General features: G+C 73.2%; 13 protein-coding genes and 1 tRNA gene. 8 read left to right on the forward strand and 6 right to left on the reverse strand.

Annotated elements, in window-relative coordinates:
- Positions 1–110: 110 nt before the first annotated feature.
- A complete protein-coding gene (locus tag D9598_RS05705; RefSeq protein WP_198365422.1) occupies positions 111–1,601 on the forward strand; it encodes a transglycosylase SLT domain-containing protein in 1,491 nt (496 codons plus the stop codon).
- Positions 1,602–1,688: 87 nt separating this feature from the next.
- On the opposite strand, the gene D9598_RS05710 is transcribed toward D9598_RS05705, so the two are convergent.
- From D9598_RS05710 to D9598_RS05730, 5 genes are all read right to left on the reverse strand, one after another.
- A complete protein-coding gene (locus D9598_RS05710; protein ID WP_198365423.1) occupies positions 1,689–2,972 on the reverse strand; it encodes a folylpolyglutamate synthase/dihydrofolate synthase family protein in 1,284 nt (427 codons plus the stop codon).
- Positions 2,969–3,988, reverse strand: coding sequence for an acetyl-CoA carboxylase, carboxyltransferase subunit beta (gene accD, locus D9598_RS05715; RefSeq protein WP_198365424.1), 1,020 nt, complete (start codon positions 3,986–3,988; stop codon positions 2,969–2,971). The genes D9598_RS05710 and accD overlap by 4 nt, the downstream gene beginning before the upstream one ends.
- A 155-nt stretch (positions 3,989–4,143) precedes the next feature.
- Positions 4,144–6,006: a cation:proton antiporter gene (locus tag D9598_RS05720; RefSeq protein WP_198365425.1), complete on the reverse strand. Its 1,863-nt coding sequence runs from the start codon at positions 6,004–6,006 to the stop codon at positions 4,144–4,146.
- 182 nt (positions 6,007–6,188) lie between these two features.
- Positions 6,189–7,121, reverse strand: coding sequence for a metal ABC transporter solute-binding protein, Zn/Mn family (locus D9598_RS05725; RefSeq protein WP_232476920.1), 933 nt, complete (start codon positions 7,119–7,121; stop codon positions 6,189–6,191).
- Positions 7,122–7,199: 78 nt separating this feature from the next.
- Complete coding sequence (locus D9598_RS05730; RefSeq protein ID WP_198365426.1) at positions 7,200–7,979, reverse strand: hypothetical protein; 780 nt, start codon at positions 7,977–7,979, stop codon at positions 7,200–7,202.
- A gap of 113 nt (positions 7,980–8,092) precedes the next feature.
- On the opposite strand from D9598_RS05730, the gene pip reads away from it, so the two are divergent.
- From pip to D9598_RS05750, 4 genes are all read left to right on the forward strand, one after another.
- Positions 8,093–9,043: a prolyl aminopeptidase gene (pip, locus tag D9598_RS05735; RefSeq protein WP_198365427.1), complete on the forward strand. Its 951-nt coding sequence runs from the start codon at positions 8,093–8,095 to the stop codon at positions 9,041–9,043.
- Between the two features lie 61 nt (positions 9,044–9,104).
- Positions 9,105–9,181: transfer RNA gene (locus D9598_RS05740), tRNA-Arg, on the forward strand.
- A gap of 312 nt (positions 9,182–9,493) precedes the next feature.
- Entirely contained in the window at positions 9,494–10,837 is a 1,344-nt protein-coding gene (locus D9598_RS05745) for an APC family permease (RefSeq protein ID WP_198365428.1), read from the forward strand.
- A 25-nt stretch (positions 10,838–10,862) separates the two neighbouring features.
- Entirely contained in the window at positions 10,863–11,678 is an 816-nt protein-coding gene (locus D9598_RS05750; RefSeq protein WP_198365429.1) for a cyclopropane-fatty-acyl-phospholipid synthase family protein, read from the forward strand.
- Positions 11,679–11,705: 27 nt separating this feature from the next.
- On the opposite strand, the gene D9598_RS05755 is transcribed toward D9598_RS05750, so the two are convergent.
- On the reverse strand, positions 11,706–12,407 hold the full coding sequence (locus tag D9598_RS05755; RefSeq protein ID WP_198365430.1) for a GntR family transcriptional regulator: 702 nt from the start codon (positions 12,405–12,407) through the stop codon (positions 11,706–11,708).
- Positions 12,408–12,490: 83 nt separating this feature from the next.
- On the opposite strand from D9598_RS05755, the gene D9598_RS05760 reads away from it, so the two are divergent.
- The 3 genes from D9598_RS05760 to D9598_RS05770 are packed head-to-tail and all read left to right on the forward strand — an operon-like array spanning position 12,491 to position 16,025.
- Complete coding sequence (locus D9598_RS05760) at positions 12,491–14,227, forward strand: acetolactate synthase catalytic subunit (protein WP_198365431.1); 1,737 nt, start codon at positions 12,491–12,493, stop codon at positions 14,225–14,227.
- Complete coding sequence (locus D9598_RS05765) at positions 14,227–15,255, forward strand: zinc-binding dehydrogenase (RefSeq protein ID WP_198365432.1); 1,029 nt, start codon at positions 14,227–14,229, stop codon at positions 15,253–15,255. The genes D9598_RS05760 and D9598_RS05765 overlap by 1 nt, the downstream gene beginning before the upstream one ends.
- On the forward strand, positions 15,252–16,025 hold the full coding sequence (locus D9598_RS05770) for an SDR family NAD(P)-dependent oxidoreductase (protein ID WP_232476921.1): 774 nt from the start codon (positions 15,252–15,254) through the stop codon (positions 16,023–16,025). The genes D9598_RS05765 and D9598_RS05770 overlap by 4 nt, the downstream gene beginning before the upstream one ends.
- Positions 16,026–16,057 lie beyond the last annotated feature (32 nt).

The following is a 16,057-nucleotide window of genomic DNA, read 5'->3' on the forward strand; positions in this document are numbered from 1 at the left end:
GTACGTGTCGTATTGAAACCAGCACCGGGTTGTACCCTGGATTCGCAGGCGTGGGGGCGCAGGCGGTCCGTCATCAGGGGTGCTTCGCGTTGCCTGACGGAGAACTGGGGATGACTCCGTTCCAATCTGCTCGGATGACGCCGGGGGGGCGCATCCGCCTGCTGGCCACGCTGTCCATGGTGAGCCTTCTGGCCGCCTGCGGAAGCGCGCAGCAGGCCGGCCGGCCGATCTCGGCCAGCGCCGCGGCCCAGGCCGCGGCCTATCCACAACCATCCAGCTACGAGCCGCCGGGACCGTCGCACGATCCCTGGGGCCCCTATATCCGCGAGGCGTCGAAGCGGTTCGACATTCCCGAGCGCTGGATCCGCGAGGTCATGCGCCAGGAGAGCGGCGGCCGCGTCACCGCCACCAGCCCGGTCGGGGCCATGGGGCTGATGCAGGTCATGCCCGGCACCTACGCCGAGCTGCGCGCCCGCTACGGCCTGGGGGATGATGCCTATCATCCCTGGAACAGCATGATGGCCGGCACGGCCTATCTGCGCGAGATGTACGAGCTCTACGGCAGCCCGGGCTTCCTCGCCGCCTACAATGCCGGCCCGCGCCGCCTGGAGGACTACCTCTGGAACGGCCGCGGCCTGCCGGCCGAGACCCGCAACTACGTGGCCCGCATCGGCTCGCGTATCGGCGACACCCATCCGAACCGCCGCGCCGCGCCGGAAGTCTACGCGGCGGCCGAGATCCCGCTCAACATCCCGGCCGGCCCGCGCCGCGGCAACCAGGCGACCATGCTGGCGCTACGCGAACAGCGCAACGCGGTCGACCCCGGCATCAGGGTCGCCACCCTGCCGCCGGGCCCAGTGGTGCGGATGGACCCGATCCCGGATGGCTCGACCTATCCGGCCCCCGTGCAGCTCGCCAGCCTCGACGGCGCCGGCGGCGTGGTGCGGATGGATCCGATCCCGGACGGCTCCACCTACGCCCAGCCCGCCTACGCCCCGCCCGCCGCCTCCGCCCTGGCCGCCGGCACCGTGGTGCGGATGGACCCGATCCCGGACGGCTCCACCTATGCCAGCGCGCCGCCGGTGGCCGAGCCGCCGCCTCCGGCGCCCGCGCCGAGCCTGCTCGCCGCCGCGGTGACGCCGCGCCCGGCAGCGGCCGCGCCGGTCCAGGCCCGTGCCGAAGTGCCGACCAAGGCCCGCATCGCCACCGCCTTCTCCGAGCCGGCGCGTCCCGCTCCCGCCCCGAGCCTGGCCCGCAGCAGCGGCTTCAGCCTGGTCGGCACGGCGAACGCCGCCACGGTGGCGCCGCCGGCGAATGTGCTGCGTGCCCCGGCCAAGGCGACACCGGCCGCCGCGGTGGCCAGCGGCGGCGCCTGGGGCGTGCAGGTCGGCGCCTTCGCCAATGCCGCCCAGGCGCGCAGCGCCGCCAACGACGCGCGCGGCCGGCTGGGCGCGGCGGGCGCCAGGCCGGCGGTCGAATCGGTCGGGCAGGGCAATGGCACGCTCTACCGGGCCCGGGTCATGGGCCTGTCGCAGGCCAGTGCCCAGGCGGCCTGTGACAAGCTGCGCAGCCGCGGCGCCTGTCTGATCGTCTCGCCCTGAGGCATCGGGTGGCGGGAGCCGTTTCTCCCGCCACCCGTCCGGAAGGACAGCGCTTGTCCTCAGGCGCCCATCCTCAGGCGCCCATCCTCAGGCGATGCTGCTGCCGTCCGCCTTGAGCACCTCGCCCGCGAGGTAGAGGCTGCCGCAGATCAGCACCCGTCCGGGTTCCCCGGCCTCGGCGGCGATGGCGCGCAGCGCGTCCGCCACCCGCGGCCCGGGCCGGGCGCGGCCGCCACTGGCGGCGACGATGCCCTCCACCGGCACGGCGAGGTGCTGGCCCGGCTCGGCCACCGCCCAGAGGCCCTCGGCCAGTGGCAGCAGCGGCCGCAGGAAATCCTGCGAGGCCTTGCCCTGCTTCATCCCGACCACCAGGTGGCGCGGCCGGTCGGCCCAGGCCGGCAGGTGCTCGGCCAGCGCGGCGCCGCCGCCGGCATTGTGCCCGCCATCCAGCCACAGCTCCCAGCCCGGCGGCAGCAGCGTGGCCAGCGCGCCGTGCAGCTGTTGCAACCGGGCCGGCCAGGTGACGGTGGCGAGGCCGGCGGCGATCGCCGCCTCATTCAGCCAGGGCGGATCCCAGCCGCGCAGCGCGGCGATGGCGAGGCCGGCATTGTCGGCCTGATGCGGCCCCGGCAGGGCCGGTCGCGGCAGGTCCATGGCGCCGCCGGTATCGGCATAGCGCAGCCCGGCCTCGGTCCAGGTCACCGCCCAGTCCTGGCCGCGCACGGCGAGCCGCACCCCGAGCGCCTGCGCCACGTCCTCCAGCACCATCAAGGCCTCGGGCGGCTGCCGGCCGGTGGCGGCGGGCACGCCCGGCTTGAGGATCCCGGCCTTCTCGCCGGCGATCTGCGCCAGGCTGTCGCCCAGGAAATCGGTGTGGTCCAGGGAGATGCTGCTGATGGCGCAGGCCGCCGGGCGCTCGACCACATTGGTCGCGTCGAAACGGCCGCCGAGGCCGACCTCCAGCACCAGCAGGTCGGCCGGCACGCGGCTGAACAGCAGGAAGCCCACCGCCGTCGTCACCTCGAAGACGGTGATCGGCTGGCCGGCATTGGCCGCCTCCACCTCCTCCAACGCGGCGGCCAGGGCCTCGTCCGTGACCAGCGTGCCGGCCAGCCGATAGCGCTCGCGGAAGCGCACCAGATGGGGTGAGGAATAGACATGCACGCGCTGCCCCGCCGCCTCGGCGATGGCGCGCAGGAAGGCGCAGGTCGAGCCCTTGCCGTTGGTGCCGGCGACGTGCACCACCGGCGGCAACTTCCGCTCCGGATGGCCGAGCGTCGCCAGCAGGCGTTGCAGCCGCTCCAGGCTGAGGTCGATCAGCTTGGGGTGCAGGCTGTGCAGCCGCTCGATGATGGCCTCCGCGCGACTCACGCCGGCGGGGCTCCCTTCGCCGCCGCCGGGGATGACGCCGGCGCCTCCTCCGGCGCCCGGGCGCGCGGCGGCCCGGCCTGCGGCTCCGGTGCGCCCTCGGCCCCGGTCAGGGCGGCGCGGTCCGGCGTCGTCCCGGCGGTGACATCCCCCGCCACCGCCACCGCCACCAGGACCGGCTCGCGCAGCAGGGAGATCACGTGCGCCAGCGTCTCGCGCATGGCGCCGCGCTTCACCACCATGTCAAGGATGCCGTGCTCCAGCAGGTACTCGGCGCGCTGGAAGCCCTCGGGCAGCTTCTCGCGCACGGTCTGCTCGATGACGCGGGCGCCGGCGAAGCCGATCATGGCCCCCGGCTCGGCGATCTGGATATCGCCCAGCATGGCGAAGCTGGCGGTGACGCCGCCCGTGGTCGGGTCGCAGAGCACCACGATGAAGGGCAGGCCGGCCTCCTTCACCATCTGGCTGGCGATGACGGTGCGCGGCATCTGCATCAGGCTGACCGCGCCCTCCTGCATGCGGGCGCCGCCCGAGGCGGTGAAGACGATCAGCGGCGCGTCCTGCAGCACGGCGAGCTTCGCCGCGGTGACGATGGCCTCGCCGACGCCCGCGCCCATCGAGCCGCCCATGAAGCTGAACTCGAAGGCGGCGACGACGGCGCGGCGGCCCTCGATGGCGCCATGCGCCACCACCACGGCGTCATCCTGCCCGGCCTTGGCCTGCGCCTCCTTCAGCCGGTCGCCGTAGCGGCGCTGGTCGCGGAAGCGCAGCGGGTCGGCCGGCGCCTTCGGCAGCTCGATGCGCTGGAAGCCGGGATCGAGCGTGTACTCGACCCGCTTCAGCGCACCGACGCGGAGATGATGGCCGCAATGGGTGCAGACATGCAGGTTCCGCTCGAGGTCGCGGTGGAAGATCATCTGCTCGCAGGCCGGACATTTGTGCCAGAGGTTGTCCGGCACCTCCTTGCGGCCGAGCCATGTCTGGATCTTCGGCAGCGCCCATTCGCTGATCCAGTTCATGCGCGTCACCCCCTTGCGGACCTGGCGGAAAGGGGCGGTGGTAGGGCCGCCATCCTACCCTGGCAAGGGTCTCGCCGCGCCCCCGCGGTCTGGGCCGTCCACCCGCGCCGGGTCGCGGAACGCGACGGGCGCCGGAGGCCGGCCCCGCCGGCGCGTCAGTTCCCCGATTCCGCGGGGTCGCGCTGGCTGCCGACCACCCGCCGGGCCGCGGTCATGTGCAGCGCGGGCTGCACCGCGGCGGCGGCGGGGGGCAGGCGGGCATGGTCGAGCATGCCGCGCGCGATCTCCCGCTCGCCCATGATGGTCAGCGAGGCGCCGAGCTTCATCAGGTGCTCGACCTCGGCATCGGTATGGGCGCGGGCCAGGATGTCCAGCCCGGGATTGATCGCCCGCGCCTGCTCGACGACCTGCCCGGCGTGGAAGCTCTCGGGGATGGCGATGAAGAGGCGGTCGGCCTCGGCCAGGTTGGCGGCGGCCAGCACCGCCGGATCGGCGGCATTGCCCAGGATCGCCTCCATCCCATCCGCCCGCGCCGCCTCGACGCTCTCGCGCCGCTCCTCGATCACCAGCACCGGCTCGCCGGCACGGTGCAATCCCTGCCCGACCAGCCGCCCGACCCGGCCATAGCCGATCAGCACCGAATGATGCGCCAGGGCGGTGGGGCGGAGGTCGGTCGTCTGCTCCTCATCCTGGGACTCGGCGGGGGCTGGCTCCGCCGGCGCGGCGGGCGCGACGGGGGCGGGCGCCGCGGCGGCCATGACGGGAGCCGGCGCGGGCACCGGGGCGGGCGCGGCCGTGGCCTGGCGGGCGGCCGCCCGCGCCGTGACGCGGTCGATGATGATGAAGAAGAAGGGGTTGAACAGGATGGAGAGGATGGCGCCGGCCAGGATCAGGTCGCGCCCCTCGGCGGGCAGCATGTTCAGCGCCACGCCGAGCCCGGCCAGGATGAAGGAGAACTCGCCGATCTGCGCCAGGCTGGCGGAGATGGTCAGCGCCACGGTGTTCGAGCGGCCGAAGGCACGGACGATGGCCCAGGCGGCGATCGACTTGCCGACGACGATGATCAGGATGGTGCCCGCCAGGGCCGCCGGGGCGGTGGCGATGATGCTCGGATTGAACAGCATGCCGACCGAGACGAAGAACAGCACGGCGAAGGCGTCGCGCAGCGGCAGGGTCTCCTCGGCCGCGCGGTGGCTGAGCTGGCTCTCGGCCAGCACCATGCCGGCGAAGAAGGCGCCGAGGGCGAAGGAGACGTCGAAGAGGATGGCCGCGCCATAGGCGACGCCCAGCGCCACGGCCAGCACCGAGAGGCGGAACAGCTCGCGCGAGCCGGTATGCACCACCCAGTGCAGCACCCAGGGGATGACGCGGCGCCCGACGATCAGCATGACGGCGACGAAGGCGACGACCTTGGCGAGGGTGACCATCAGGATGCCGGCGAGGCCGAGATCGAGCCGCGCCGCCAGCGGCCCGCCGCCATCGCTCGGCGTGCCGTTCACCGCGCTGGCGATGGCCGGCAGCAGCACCAGGGCGAGGACCATGGCCAGGTCCTCGACGATCAGCCAGCCGACGGCGATGCGCCCGCGCTCGGTCTCGACGATGCGCCGCTCCTGCAGCGCGCGCAGCAGCACCACGGTGGAGGCGACGGAGAGGGCGAGGCCGAAGACGAAACCCTCGGGGATCGACCAGCCGAGCATCCAGGCCAGGCCCATGCCCATCAGCGTCGCGGCGCCGATCTGCACCACGGCGCCCGGCACCGCGATCTTGCGGACCGAGAGCAGGTCCTTGAGGGAGAAATGCAGACCGACGCCGAACATCAGCAGGATGACGCCGATCTCCGCCAGCTCGTTGGCCAGGCCCTGGTCGGCGACGAAGCCCGGCGTGAAGGGCCCGATGGCGACGCCGGCGAGAAGATAGCCGACAAGCGGGGAGATGCGCAGCCTCTGCGCGACCGCGCCGAAGATGAAGGCGAGCGAAAGCCCGGCGCAGATGGTGGCGATCAGCGGTCCGTGATGCATGCGTCTCCCTGTACGGGCTGGATCGGGCGTTGAAAGAGCGAGCGGTTGAATTCCGTTGCCGGAAATTAACTGCACGATCGCTCAATTTCAAGCTTTGTTCCTGCCGTTCAGGAGATTTTACGGAAATACTTCTATTCCGCCGGCAGCTCACGGCGTGGCCCGGCCGCCGGCCGGGCGCCGTCTCAGCCGCGCATGGCCGCTGTCAGCAGGCCGACATTGTGGCGGAACATCGCCTCGTAGCTCGGCGCCGGCCCGTCGGCGGAGGAGAGGGCATCGGCGTAGAGCCGGCCCTTGACCGTGACCCCCGCCTCCGCCGCCAGCCGGTTCAGCGTCGCCGGATTCGACATGTTCTCCAGGAACACCGCCGTGATCCCCTCGCGCTTCAACAGGCGGATCAGCCGGGCCACCTCGGCGGCCGAGGGCTCGGCCGCGGTGCTGACGCCCTGTGGCGCGATGAACCGCACGCCATAGGCCGCGCCGAAATAGCCGAAGGCATCGTGGCTCGTGACCACCACCTGGCGTGCCTCCGGCACGCGCCCGATCTCGGCCCGCACCCAGGCATCGAGGGCGGCGAGCCGGGCCAGGTAGGCCTCCGCCCGCGCGGCATGGCCCGCCGCCCCGGCGGGATCGGCCGCCTGCAGCCCGGCGAGGATGATCCGCACATAGGACTGGCCCAGGCGCAGATCCTGCCAGGCATGCGGATCGACCGCGTCATGATCGTGGCCGTGGCTGTGACCATGGCTGTGGCCGTGATCCGCGGGCCCGGCCTGGCGGGGCGTGATCCCCTGGCTGGCGGTGACGAGCCGCCCCTGCTGCCCGGCCGCGGCCAGCATGCGGTCCAGCCAGGGCTCGAAGCCCAGCCCGTTGCGGACCACCAGCCGGGCGGCGCGCAGGGCCTGGGCGTCGGAGGGGCGGGGCTGGAAGCTGTGGGCGTCCACATCGGGCCCGGCCAGGACGCGCACCGTCAGCCCGTCGCCGCCGACCTCCCGCAGCATGTCGCCCAGAACGGAGAAGGAGGCGACGACCGGAAGCGGTGCCGGTTGCGCCAGGGCGGCGCGCCCAAGAACAGGAAGGGCAAGGGGCAGCGCGACCAGGGCGCGGCGGGACAGCGGCATGAAGAGTCTCCAGAGAACGTTATAGCGTATCAATTCGCCCGAAATGGCGGGCCCGGCAAGCCCGCCCGGGCCGCGCCCTCAGCGCCGGCCGAAGATCTGCCGCAGCCAGCTCCAGAGGCCCTCCCCGGTGGCGCGGCGGCCAATCCGCTGCTGCGCCACATGCGGCCGGCGCGCCGGCGGCGGCAGGGCGCTGGCCATGGTGTGGCGGCCGGCATCGCGCGCGGCGACCAGGCGGCGCTCCAGCGCCGTCACCTGGGCCACCGCCTCGGGCGGCTGGCTGGCCAGCAGCCCCTCCACCGTGGCGGCCGCGTCCTCCCAGGCCTCGGCGCGGCGCAGCGCGTCGATCACCCGGACCGTCTGCTCGGCATCCAGCGGCGGGCCGCTGCGCCAGAGCGCCACCGCCTCCAGCCGCCAGCTGGCGGCGAGGTCGGGGCGGTTCATGTCGTCCGCCACCCAGGCGGCGTGCAGCGTCGCCTCCGCCGCGGCATGCAGCGCCCCGGTCTCCTCCAGCACATGCGCCCAGGCCAGGAAGCGCCGCGCCAGCAGCGGATGGCTGGTCTCGGTGATCAGCGCCCGGAAGGGCGCCGCCGCCACCGCCTCGGCCGCCGCCGGATGCGCCCGGCCGATGTCGGGCGCGGCATAGGAGCAGTGCGGGCACTGCTGCAGCCACCGCGCCATGGTGCCGCGCAACGGCTCGCCCGGCCGCAGGTCGAGGTCCGGGGCCTGCTCGGGGGGGCCGGGGCGGAAGGGCGGCTGGCGGCTCTCGCCGCCGCAGACGGCGCAGCGCAGGCCACCGGCCGGCCGGCCGGCCTGGGTGCCGGTCGAGGAGGGGCCGGTGGAGGAGGAGGGAGACGCCATTGGCCCAAGCTAGGCACGAAGCGGCCCGGCGCGAAGAGGCGGGCGCGCGCAAACGTTATGCCGCTCCCGAGATGGTGTTGCGCGGCAGCGGCCGAAGCGCCAAACATCCCGCCATGCCCCGCGGCGACCTCTTCCCCGATATCGCGCCCTACGAGACCGGCCTGCTGCCGCTTTCGGGCGGGCATGTCATGTACTGGGAACAGGTCGGCAATCCGCGGGGCCAGCCGGTGCTGTTCCTGCACGGCGGGCCGGGAGCGGGAGCAGGGGCCGTGCACCGCCGCTTCTTCGACCCGCTGCACTGGCGCATCATCATCTTCGACCAGCGCGGCTCCGGCCGCTCCCGCCCGCTCGGTGAACTCGCCGGCAATACCACGCAGGAGCTGGTGGGCGACATCGAGACCCTGCGCCGCTTCCTTGGCCTGGAGCGTTGGCTGCTCTTCGGCGGCTCCTGGGGTTCCACCCTGGCCCTCGCCTATGCCCAAGAGCATCCCGGGCGCGTGGCCGGCTGCGTGCTGCGCGGCGTCTTTCTCGGGCGGCGGCGGGAGGTGGACTGGTTCCTCTACGGGCTGCGCCGGGTCTTCCCCGATGCCTGGGAGCAGTTCGCCGAGCATGTCCCGCCGGCCGAGCGGGGCGACCTGCTGGCCGCCTATCTGCGCCGCCTGACCGACCCCGACCCAACGGTGCATTTCGCCGCCGCCCGGGCCTGGAGCCAGTATGAGGGGCTCTGCAGCACGCTGATGCCGAGCCCCGACACGGTGGCGAGCTTCGCCCAGGACCGCACGGCGCTCGGCCTGGCGCGTATCGAGGCGCACTACTTCGCGCATGACCTCTTCCTGCCGCCGGAGGGGCTGCTCGGGCGCATGGAGCGCATCGCCCACCTGCCGGCCGAGATCGTGCAGGGGCGCTACGACATGGTCTGCCCCGCCGAGAGCGCCTTCGACCTGACCGCCGCCTGGCCGCGCGCCCGGCTGACGGTGGTGCCGGATGCGGGGCATTCGGCGCTGGAGCCCGGGGTGCGGATGGCGCTGGTGGCCGCGGTCGAGCGCTTCCGCCGCCCGCGATGAGGCCCAATGATGAGGAAGGGCGGTTTCGCCCTGGCGCGATCTGCTCTATTTTGCCGCCGGCGTCTCCGTAGCTCAGCAGGATAGAGCACCAGATTCCTAATCTGGGGGCCGTGGGTTCGAATCCCGCCGGGGACACCATTCACCGATAATCCGCGCGTTTCCCGGCACGGACAGCCATCCCTCCGCATCGTGCCGCCTGCCCACCCCTCGATGACGCGCGCCACAGCCGCGCCGCCCTCGCGGGAGCCACTTGCGTCAATCAGGCCCCGTGCTTCGCCGGCAGCGAATGCGGAAGTCGCCACCGGCCGCCCTCCATGACGCTTCGCAACTCTTCTTCACTTGGCGTCGCGCCCCGGGCAGGAGCAAGCTGAACTATCGGTTTCGTAATTTTTTGGATATGATCCAGCCACAGACCGTCGCGGCCCCTCCATCTAAGATGTGGAACATGTGATGCCGCAGCCCGGAACATCGGAAGCGCGGTCCGGTCTGTCGGTGCTCGACGCGGTGGTCATTCTGGTCGGCATCGTGGTCGGGGTGGGCATCTTCCGCACCCCCTCGCTCGTCGCGTCCCAGGTGGACAGCGAGGCCGCCTTCCTGGGTGTCTGGCTGATAGGTGGCCTCATCACCCTGGTGGGCGCCCTCTGCTACGCCGAACTTTCCGCCGCCCATCCCCAGAGCGGAGGAGAGTACCATTTCCTGTCCCGCGCCTATGGCCGCCCCGTGGCCATGCTGTTCGGCTGGGCGCGGAGCGCGGTGATCCAGACCGGCGCCATCGCCGCCGTCGCCTTCGTCCTCGGAGATTACGCCGCGGCCGCCCTGCCCCTCGGGCCGTATGGCAGCGCGGTCTACGCGGCGCTGGCCGTGGTGATGCTGACGGCCGTCAACATCGCCGGCACCTTCCAGAGCAAGACCTTGCAGCTGGCGGTCACCACGCTCGAGATCGGCGCCATCCTCGCCATCATCGGCCTCGGCCTGCTGGCGGCGCCCGAGGCCACGGCCCCGTCGCCGGTCTCCGCTCCGGCGATGGGATCGCTCGGCCTCGCCCTGGTCTTCGTGCTCCTGACCTATGGCGGCTGGAACGAGGCCTCCTACCTGACCGGCGAGGTGCGGGACGCGCCGCGCAACATCGCCCGCGTCTTCCTGATCGGTACCGCCCTGCTGGTTGGCCTCTACCTGCTGGTCAACATCGCGCTGCTGGCCGTGCTGGGGCTGGAGGGGCTGCGCCGCTCCGACGCCGTGGCCGCCGACATGATGCGCGTGGTGGCCGGGGAGGCGGGGGCGGGCATCGTCACCGCCGCCGTGGTCGTCGCCGCCGTCTCCACCCTGAATGCCACCATCTTCACCGGCGCCCGCTCCGCCGCCGCCCTGGCGCGGGACGTCACCTGGCTGGCGAGGATGGGCGAATGGAACCAGGCCCGCCACACGCCGACGCGGGGGCTGCTCCTGCAGGGCGCGGTGGCCCTGGCACTGGTGGGATTCGGCGCCGCCACGCAGGATGGCTTCCGCGCCATGGTGGATTACGGCGCGCCGGTGTTCTGGGGCTTCATGTTGATGACGGGCCTGGCCTTGTTCGTGCTGCGATGGCGGGAGCCGGAGCGGGTGCTGCCCTTCCGGGTACCGCTCTACCCCCTCACGCCCATCCTGTTCTGCCTGGCCTGCGCCTACATGCTGCATTCCAGCATCGCTTATACCGGCCTCGGCGCCCTGGTGGGGCTGGCCGCCGTGGCGGCGGGCGCGCCTCTGCTGCTGTTCCGCCGCCGCGAGGTACCTCCCTTGCCCGCCTCCTCCCCCTAGCCCCCTGATCCCGGAAAGGCCCCACATGACGCGCTTCTCCACACTCGTCGTGGCCACCGCCCTCTCCGCCCTTGTGTCGCAGGGCGTCCTGGCGCAGCAGCCGGCCGCGCCGCCCGCCTATGCGCCCACGGTGGGGCAGGCCGGCAAGGACGTGATCTGGCTGCCCACCCAGGCCTGGCTGATCGAGCGGATGCTGGATATGGCGGCGGTGACGCCGCAGGATCGGCTGGTGGATCTCGGCTCGGGCGATGGCCGCACGGTGATCGCCGCGGCCAAGCGCGGGCTGCGCGCCCACGGCATCGAGTACAACGCGGATCTGGTGGAGCATTCCCGCCGCAGCGCGCAGGCGGAAGGCGTGGCGGATCGCGCCACCTTCTCCCAGGGGGACATCTTCCAGTCCGATTTCTCGGACGCCACGGTGGTGACGCTGTTCCTGTTGCAAGCCCTGAATGAGCGCCTCCGCCCCACCCTGCTGGCCATGGAGCCGGGCACCCGCGTGGTCTCCAACACCTTCACCATGGGAGACTGGACACCGGATGACGAGGTGGTCGGCGAGTCCGGCTGCACCAGCTTCTGTCGTGCCTATAAATGGGTGATCCCGGCACAGGCCGGTGGCGAATGGCGGCTCGGCGAGGGCCGGCTGGCCCTCGTGCAGCGCTACCAGATGCTGACCGGCACCCTGACGCTGGATGGCCGCACGATGGACATCACGGATGGCCGCATGGATGGTCGCCGCATCAGCTTCGAGGCAGGAGGCCGCCGCTACCAGGGCGAGGTGCGCGAGGGCCGCATCTCCGGTCAGGTCGAGGGCGCGGCCTGGAGCGCGGAACGCCCGGGGTAAGGGCGGGCTTCGGCGGCGCTTCTCCGCTCAGTCCGGCGGCGGGCTCGCCGCCAGCAGCGCGGCGATGAAGGCGCCATGCTCGCGCAGATCGCGCGTGACGGCGGCGCGGGCGGCCTCGCCGTCATGCGCCTCCAGCGCCCGCAGCAGGGCCTGGTGCGGGTGCGCCTGCGGGGTCAGCGGGCGCGGCGCGGCGAACAGCAGATTGATCGTCGGCCCCGCCTGCACCCAGAGCCCCTCGACCAGGCGCTGCAGGATCGGCATGCGCGCCAGGGCGATGGTGCGGAAGTGGAAGCGCTCGTTCTCCGTCAGGACCATGCGGGCGTCGTTGCGCATCCGCCCCTCGGCGACGCGGTCATGGATGGCGCGCAACTCGGCGATCTCGGCCGGCAGGGCCAGTTCGGCGGCGCGGGCGGCAGCGCGGCCCTCGAGGTCCACGCGCAGGTCCATGATCTCGGCATAGCGGTCGGGATGCAGCCGGGGCACACGGGCGACGCCGCGCGCATCCAGGTCCAGCGCCCCTTCCGAGGCGAGGCGGAGCAGGGCCTCGCGCACCGGGGTCGGGCTGACGCCCAGCTCCTGCGCCAGCAGCCGGTGCACCAGCTTCTGGCCCGGCATCAGCCGGCCGGACATCAGCGCGGCACGGAGCTGCCGATAGGCCTTTCCGGCCAGGGAATCCTCGCGGTGAATGGGCGCCAGGGGCAGGCCGTCCGAGGGCAGGCTATCGTCCATGCGGCGGAGATCCCCGGAGTGACTTGACGAGTCAAGCACGGCGTTATTTGCTATAGCAAATCGCAAAAACACCAGGAAACGCCATGCCTGCCTCCGCTCCCGCCCCATCCCGCGACACGCCCAACGCGACCGTCGCCCTGCGCCTGGCCGAGGCCCTGGCCCGCCACGGCGTGACGCTGACCTTCGGCCAGAGCCTGCCCTCGGCCTTTCATCTGGCCGCGCCCCATGCCGGGATCGAGCAGAAGGTCTACCGCCAGGAGAACATGGGCGGCACCATGGCCGACGGCTATGCGCGCGTCTCGCACAAGGTCGGCGTGGTCACGGCGCAGAACGGCCCCGCCGCCGCCCTGCTGGTGCCGCCGCTGGCCGAGGCGATGAAGGCCAGCGTGCCGGTTCTCGCCCTGGTGCAGGAAGTGTCGCGCGACAGCGCCGACCGCAACGCCTTCCAGGAGCTCGACCACCTCGCCCTCTTCGCGCCGGTGGCCAAGCTGGTACGGCGGATCGACCGGGCCGACCGGCTGGAGGACTATGTGGACATGGCCTTCACCGCCGCCACCTCGGGCCGGCCGGGCCCGGCGGTGCTGCTGCTGCCGGCCGACCTGCTGCTGGAGCAGGCGGTGCCGGTGGCCGGACGCCGGGCCAGCCTCGGCCGGTATCCGCTCGACCGCACCCTGCCCGAGGCCGTGCGCATCGAGGCCGCGGCGGCGGCGCTGGCGGGGGCGCGGCAGCCGCTGATGATCGCCGGCGGCGGCGTGCATCTCTCGGACGCGGCGGAGGAGCTCGCCGCGCTGCAGGAGGCGGCGCACCTGCCCGTCGCCACCACCTTCATGGGCAAGGGCGCGGTTGCCGAGACGCACCCGCTCTCGCTCGGCGTCGTCGGCAACACCATGGGGCTCGGCGCCCGCACGCACGCGATGCGGCCGCTGGTCGAGGAGGCGGATGTCGTCCTGCTGGTCGGCAACCGCACCAACCAGAACGGCACCGACAGCTGGTCGCTCTACCCGCGCGCCGCCCGCTTCATCCATATCGACCCCGATCCCATCGAGATCGGCCGCAACTACGAGGCGATGCGCCTGGCCGGTGACGCGAAGGCGACGCTGGCGGCGCTGCGCGAGGCGATGTTGCGCCAGGACCTCGCCGCGCGCGCGGCGGCGCGGCCCGCGGTTGAGGCGCGCATCGCCGAGGCCGTCCGCGGATGGGAGAGGCTCACCGCCGGGGTGCGCGGGCGCGATGGCGGGCCGGTGCGCCCCGAGCGCGTCGCCGCCGAGATCGACCGCCGCATGCCGGAGGACGGCATCATGGTCGCCGATGCCTCCTACTCCTCGAACTGGATCAACATCCACATGACGGCGAAGCGCGCCGGGCAGCGCTTCCTGACGCCGCGCGGCCTGGCCGGGCTCGGCTGGGGCGTGCCGCTGGCGATCGGCGCCCAGGTGGCGGCGCCGGAGCAGCGCGTGGTCTGCCTCTGCGGCGATGGCGGCTTCGGCCATTCCTGGGCCGAGCTGGAGACGCTGTTCCGCCTGCAGCTCCCGGTCACGGTGGTGGTGCTGAACAACGGCATCCTCGGCTTCCAGAAGCACGCGGAGGACGCCAAGTTCGGCGAGCACACCATCGCCTGCGACTTCGCCAGCGTCGACCATGCCGCCATCGCGCGGGCCTGCGGCATCTCCGGCGTGCGGGTGGAGCGCGGCGAGGATCTCGGCGCCGCGTTGGATGCCGCCTTCGCCGCCGGGAAGCCGGCGCTGATCGAGGTGATCACCGACCCCGAGGCCAAGCCGCCGATCACCGTCTTCCACGGGCACTTCCCCGAGCCCTTCTGATGCTGGCGCTGCGCAAGACGCGGCCCGGCCCGGGGCTGCAGGCGCTGGAGGTGCCGGAGCCCGGCGCTCCGGCGGCGGGCGAGGTGCTGGTGCGGATCGAGGCGGTGGGCATCTGCGGCAGCGATGTCCATGCCTATGAGTGGACCGAGGGCTACGGCCTCATGACGCCGCACCTGCCGCTGACGATGGGGCATGAGATGGCGGGGCGTGTCCTCGCCGCCGGCCCGGGCGCGGACCTGCCCGAGGGGCTGCGCGTGGCGCTGCATCCGGGCCTGGTCTGCGGCCGCTGCGAGGCCTGCCGGCGGGGCGAGCCGCGCGGCTGCACCGGCCGCCGCACCCTGGGCCTGACCTGCGACGGCGGCTTCGCGCCGCTGCTGCGCCTGCCGGCGGCCAATCTCCTGCCGCTGCCGCCGGCGGTGGATGCCGAGCTGGGCGCGCTGGTCGAGCCGCTGGCGGTGGCGGCCGAGGCGGTGCGGCTCGGCGGGGTCGGCCTTGGCGACACCGTGCTGGTGCTGGGGCCGGGCACCATCGGCCAGGGGCTGGCGCTGATGGCGCGCGCGGCGGGGGCGGGGCGGGTGGTGATCGCCGGCCGCGCCGACGCGCCGCGCTTCGCGGTGCTGCGGCGGCTCGGCTTCACCGATCTCGTCGATGTCGCCGAGGCGCCGCTGGCCGAGGGGGTGCGGGCGCTGACCGGCGGCGCGGTGGATGTGGTGCTGGAGGCGACGGGCCATCCGCCCTCCGTCACCGAGGCGCTCGGCGTGCTGCGGCGGGATGGCGTGCTGGTGGTGGCCGGCATCCACGCGGCGCCGCTCACCCTGCCGCTCACCGATTTCGTCCGCAACCGGCATCAGCTCCGCGCCTCGCACGGCTCGGCCCGCGGCACCTGGGACCGCGTGCTGGCCCTGCTGGCGCGCGACCCGGAGGGCTTCCGGCCGATGATCACGCACCGCCTGCCGCTCGAACGCGGCCTGGAGGGGTTCGAACTGTCCCGCCAGCGCGCCGCCAGCAAGGTGATCCTGACCCCATGAACGACATTGTCATCGGCGCCGAGGACCGCGTCGCGCTCGTCACCGGCGCCGCGCGCGGCCTCGGCGCCGCCATCGGCCGCAGCCTGGCCGAGGCCGGGCATCCGGTGGTGCTTGCCGATGTGCTGGAGGGCGTGGAGGCCCTGGCCGCCACGCTGAACGCCGCCGGCCACCGGGCCCGCGCGCTGCGGCTCGACGTGGCGGACGAGGGCGCCATCGGCCGCCTGCCGGAGACGCTGGGCCCCTGGTGGGCGGCGCTGGGCGTGCTGGTGAACAATGCCGGCATCTCGCCCAAGGTGGAGGGCCGCAAGCGGCTGGTCGAGGAGATCCCGACGGAGGAATGGCGGCGGGTGATGGAGGTCAACCTGACCGGCCCCTTCCTGCTCTGCCGCGCCGCCATCCCGGTGCTGAAGCGGCGCGGCTGGGGCCGCGTCGTGATGATGACCAGCCAGGCCGCGCATGTGCCGAGCAGCATCACCGGCGCCTATTACGGGGCCTCCAAGGCCGGGCTGATGGGCTTCGCGCGCAACCTCGCGGTCGAGCTCGGGCCCTTCGGCATCACCGTCAACAGCGTGGCGCCCGGGCGCATCCGCACGGACATGGTGGCCGGCGCCGCGCCGGGGATGAACGAGGCCTTCCTGGCGCGCATTCCGCTCGGCCGGCTGGGGGAGCCGGCGGAGGTGGGCGCGGTGGTGCGCTTCCTGGCCTCGGACGAGGCCGCCTACCTGACCGGCACGACCATCGACGTCGGCGGCGGCAGCTACATGCCCTGAGCCGCCACCCCGGCGGACAACGACATTCGGGA

It is taken from the genome of Roseomonas sp. KE0001 (assembly GCF_016107285.1).
Lineage (GTDB): Bacteria > Pseudomonadota > Alphaproteobacteria > Acetobacterales > Acetobacteraceae > Pseudoroseomonas.

Excerpts from the sequence above, each read along its gene's own strand:
- D9598_RS05730 (WP_198365426.1), bottom strand. The coding sequence starts at position 7,979 with ATGGCGTCTCCCTCCTCCTCCACCGGCCCCTCCTCGACCGGCACCCAG.
- D9598_RS05755 (WP_198365430.1), bottom strand. The coding sequence starts at position 12,407 with ATGGACGATAGCCTGCCCTCGGACGGCCTGCCCCTGGCGCCCATTCAC.
- D9598_RS05720 (WP_198365425.1), bottom strand. The coding sequence starts at position 6,006 with ATGCATCACGGACCGCTGATCGCCACCATCTGCGCCGGGCTTTCGCTC.
- D9598_RS05770 (WP_232476921.1), top strand. The coding sequence starts at position 15,252 with ATGAACGACATTGTCATCGGCGCCGAGGACCGCGTCGCGCTCGTCACC.
- D9598_RS05725 (WP_232476920.1), bottom strand. The coding sequence starts at position 7,121 with ATGCCGCTGTCCCGCCGCGCCCTGGTCGCGCTGCCCCTTGCCCTTCCT.
- pip (WP_198365427.1), top strand. The coding sequence starts at position 8,093 with ATGCCCCGCGGCGACCTCTTCCCCGATATCGCGCCCTACGAGACCGGC.
- accD (WP_198365424.1), bottom strand. The coding sequence starts at position 3,988 with ATGAACTGGATCAGCGAATGGGCGCTGCCGAAGATCCAGACATGGCTC.
- D9598_RS05745 (WP_198365428.1), top strand. The coding sequence starts at position 9,494 with ATGCCGCAGCCCGGAACATCGGAAGCGCGGTCCGGTCTGTCGGTGCTC.
- D9598_RS05705 (WP_198365422.1), top strand. The coding sequence starts at position 111 with ATGACTCCGTTCCAATCTGCTCGGATGACGCCGGGGGGGCGCATCCGC.
- D9598_RS05760 (WP_198365431.1), top strand. The coding sequence starts at position 12,491 with ATGCCTGCCTCCGCTCCCGCCCCATCCCGCGACACGCCCAACGCGACC.
- D9598_RS05750 (WP_198365429.1), top strand. The coding sequence starts at position 10,863 with ATGACGCGCTTCTCCACACTCGTCGTGGCCACCGCCCTCTCCGCCCTT.
- D9598_RS05765 (WP_198365432.1), top strand. The coding sequence starts at position 14,227 with ATGCTGGCGCTGCGCAAGACGCGGCCCGGCCCGGGGCTGCAGGCGCTG.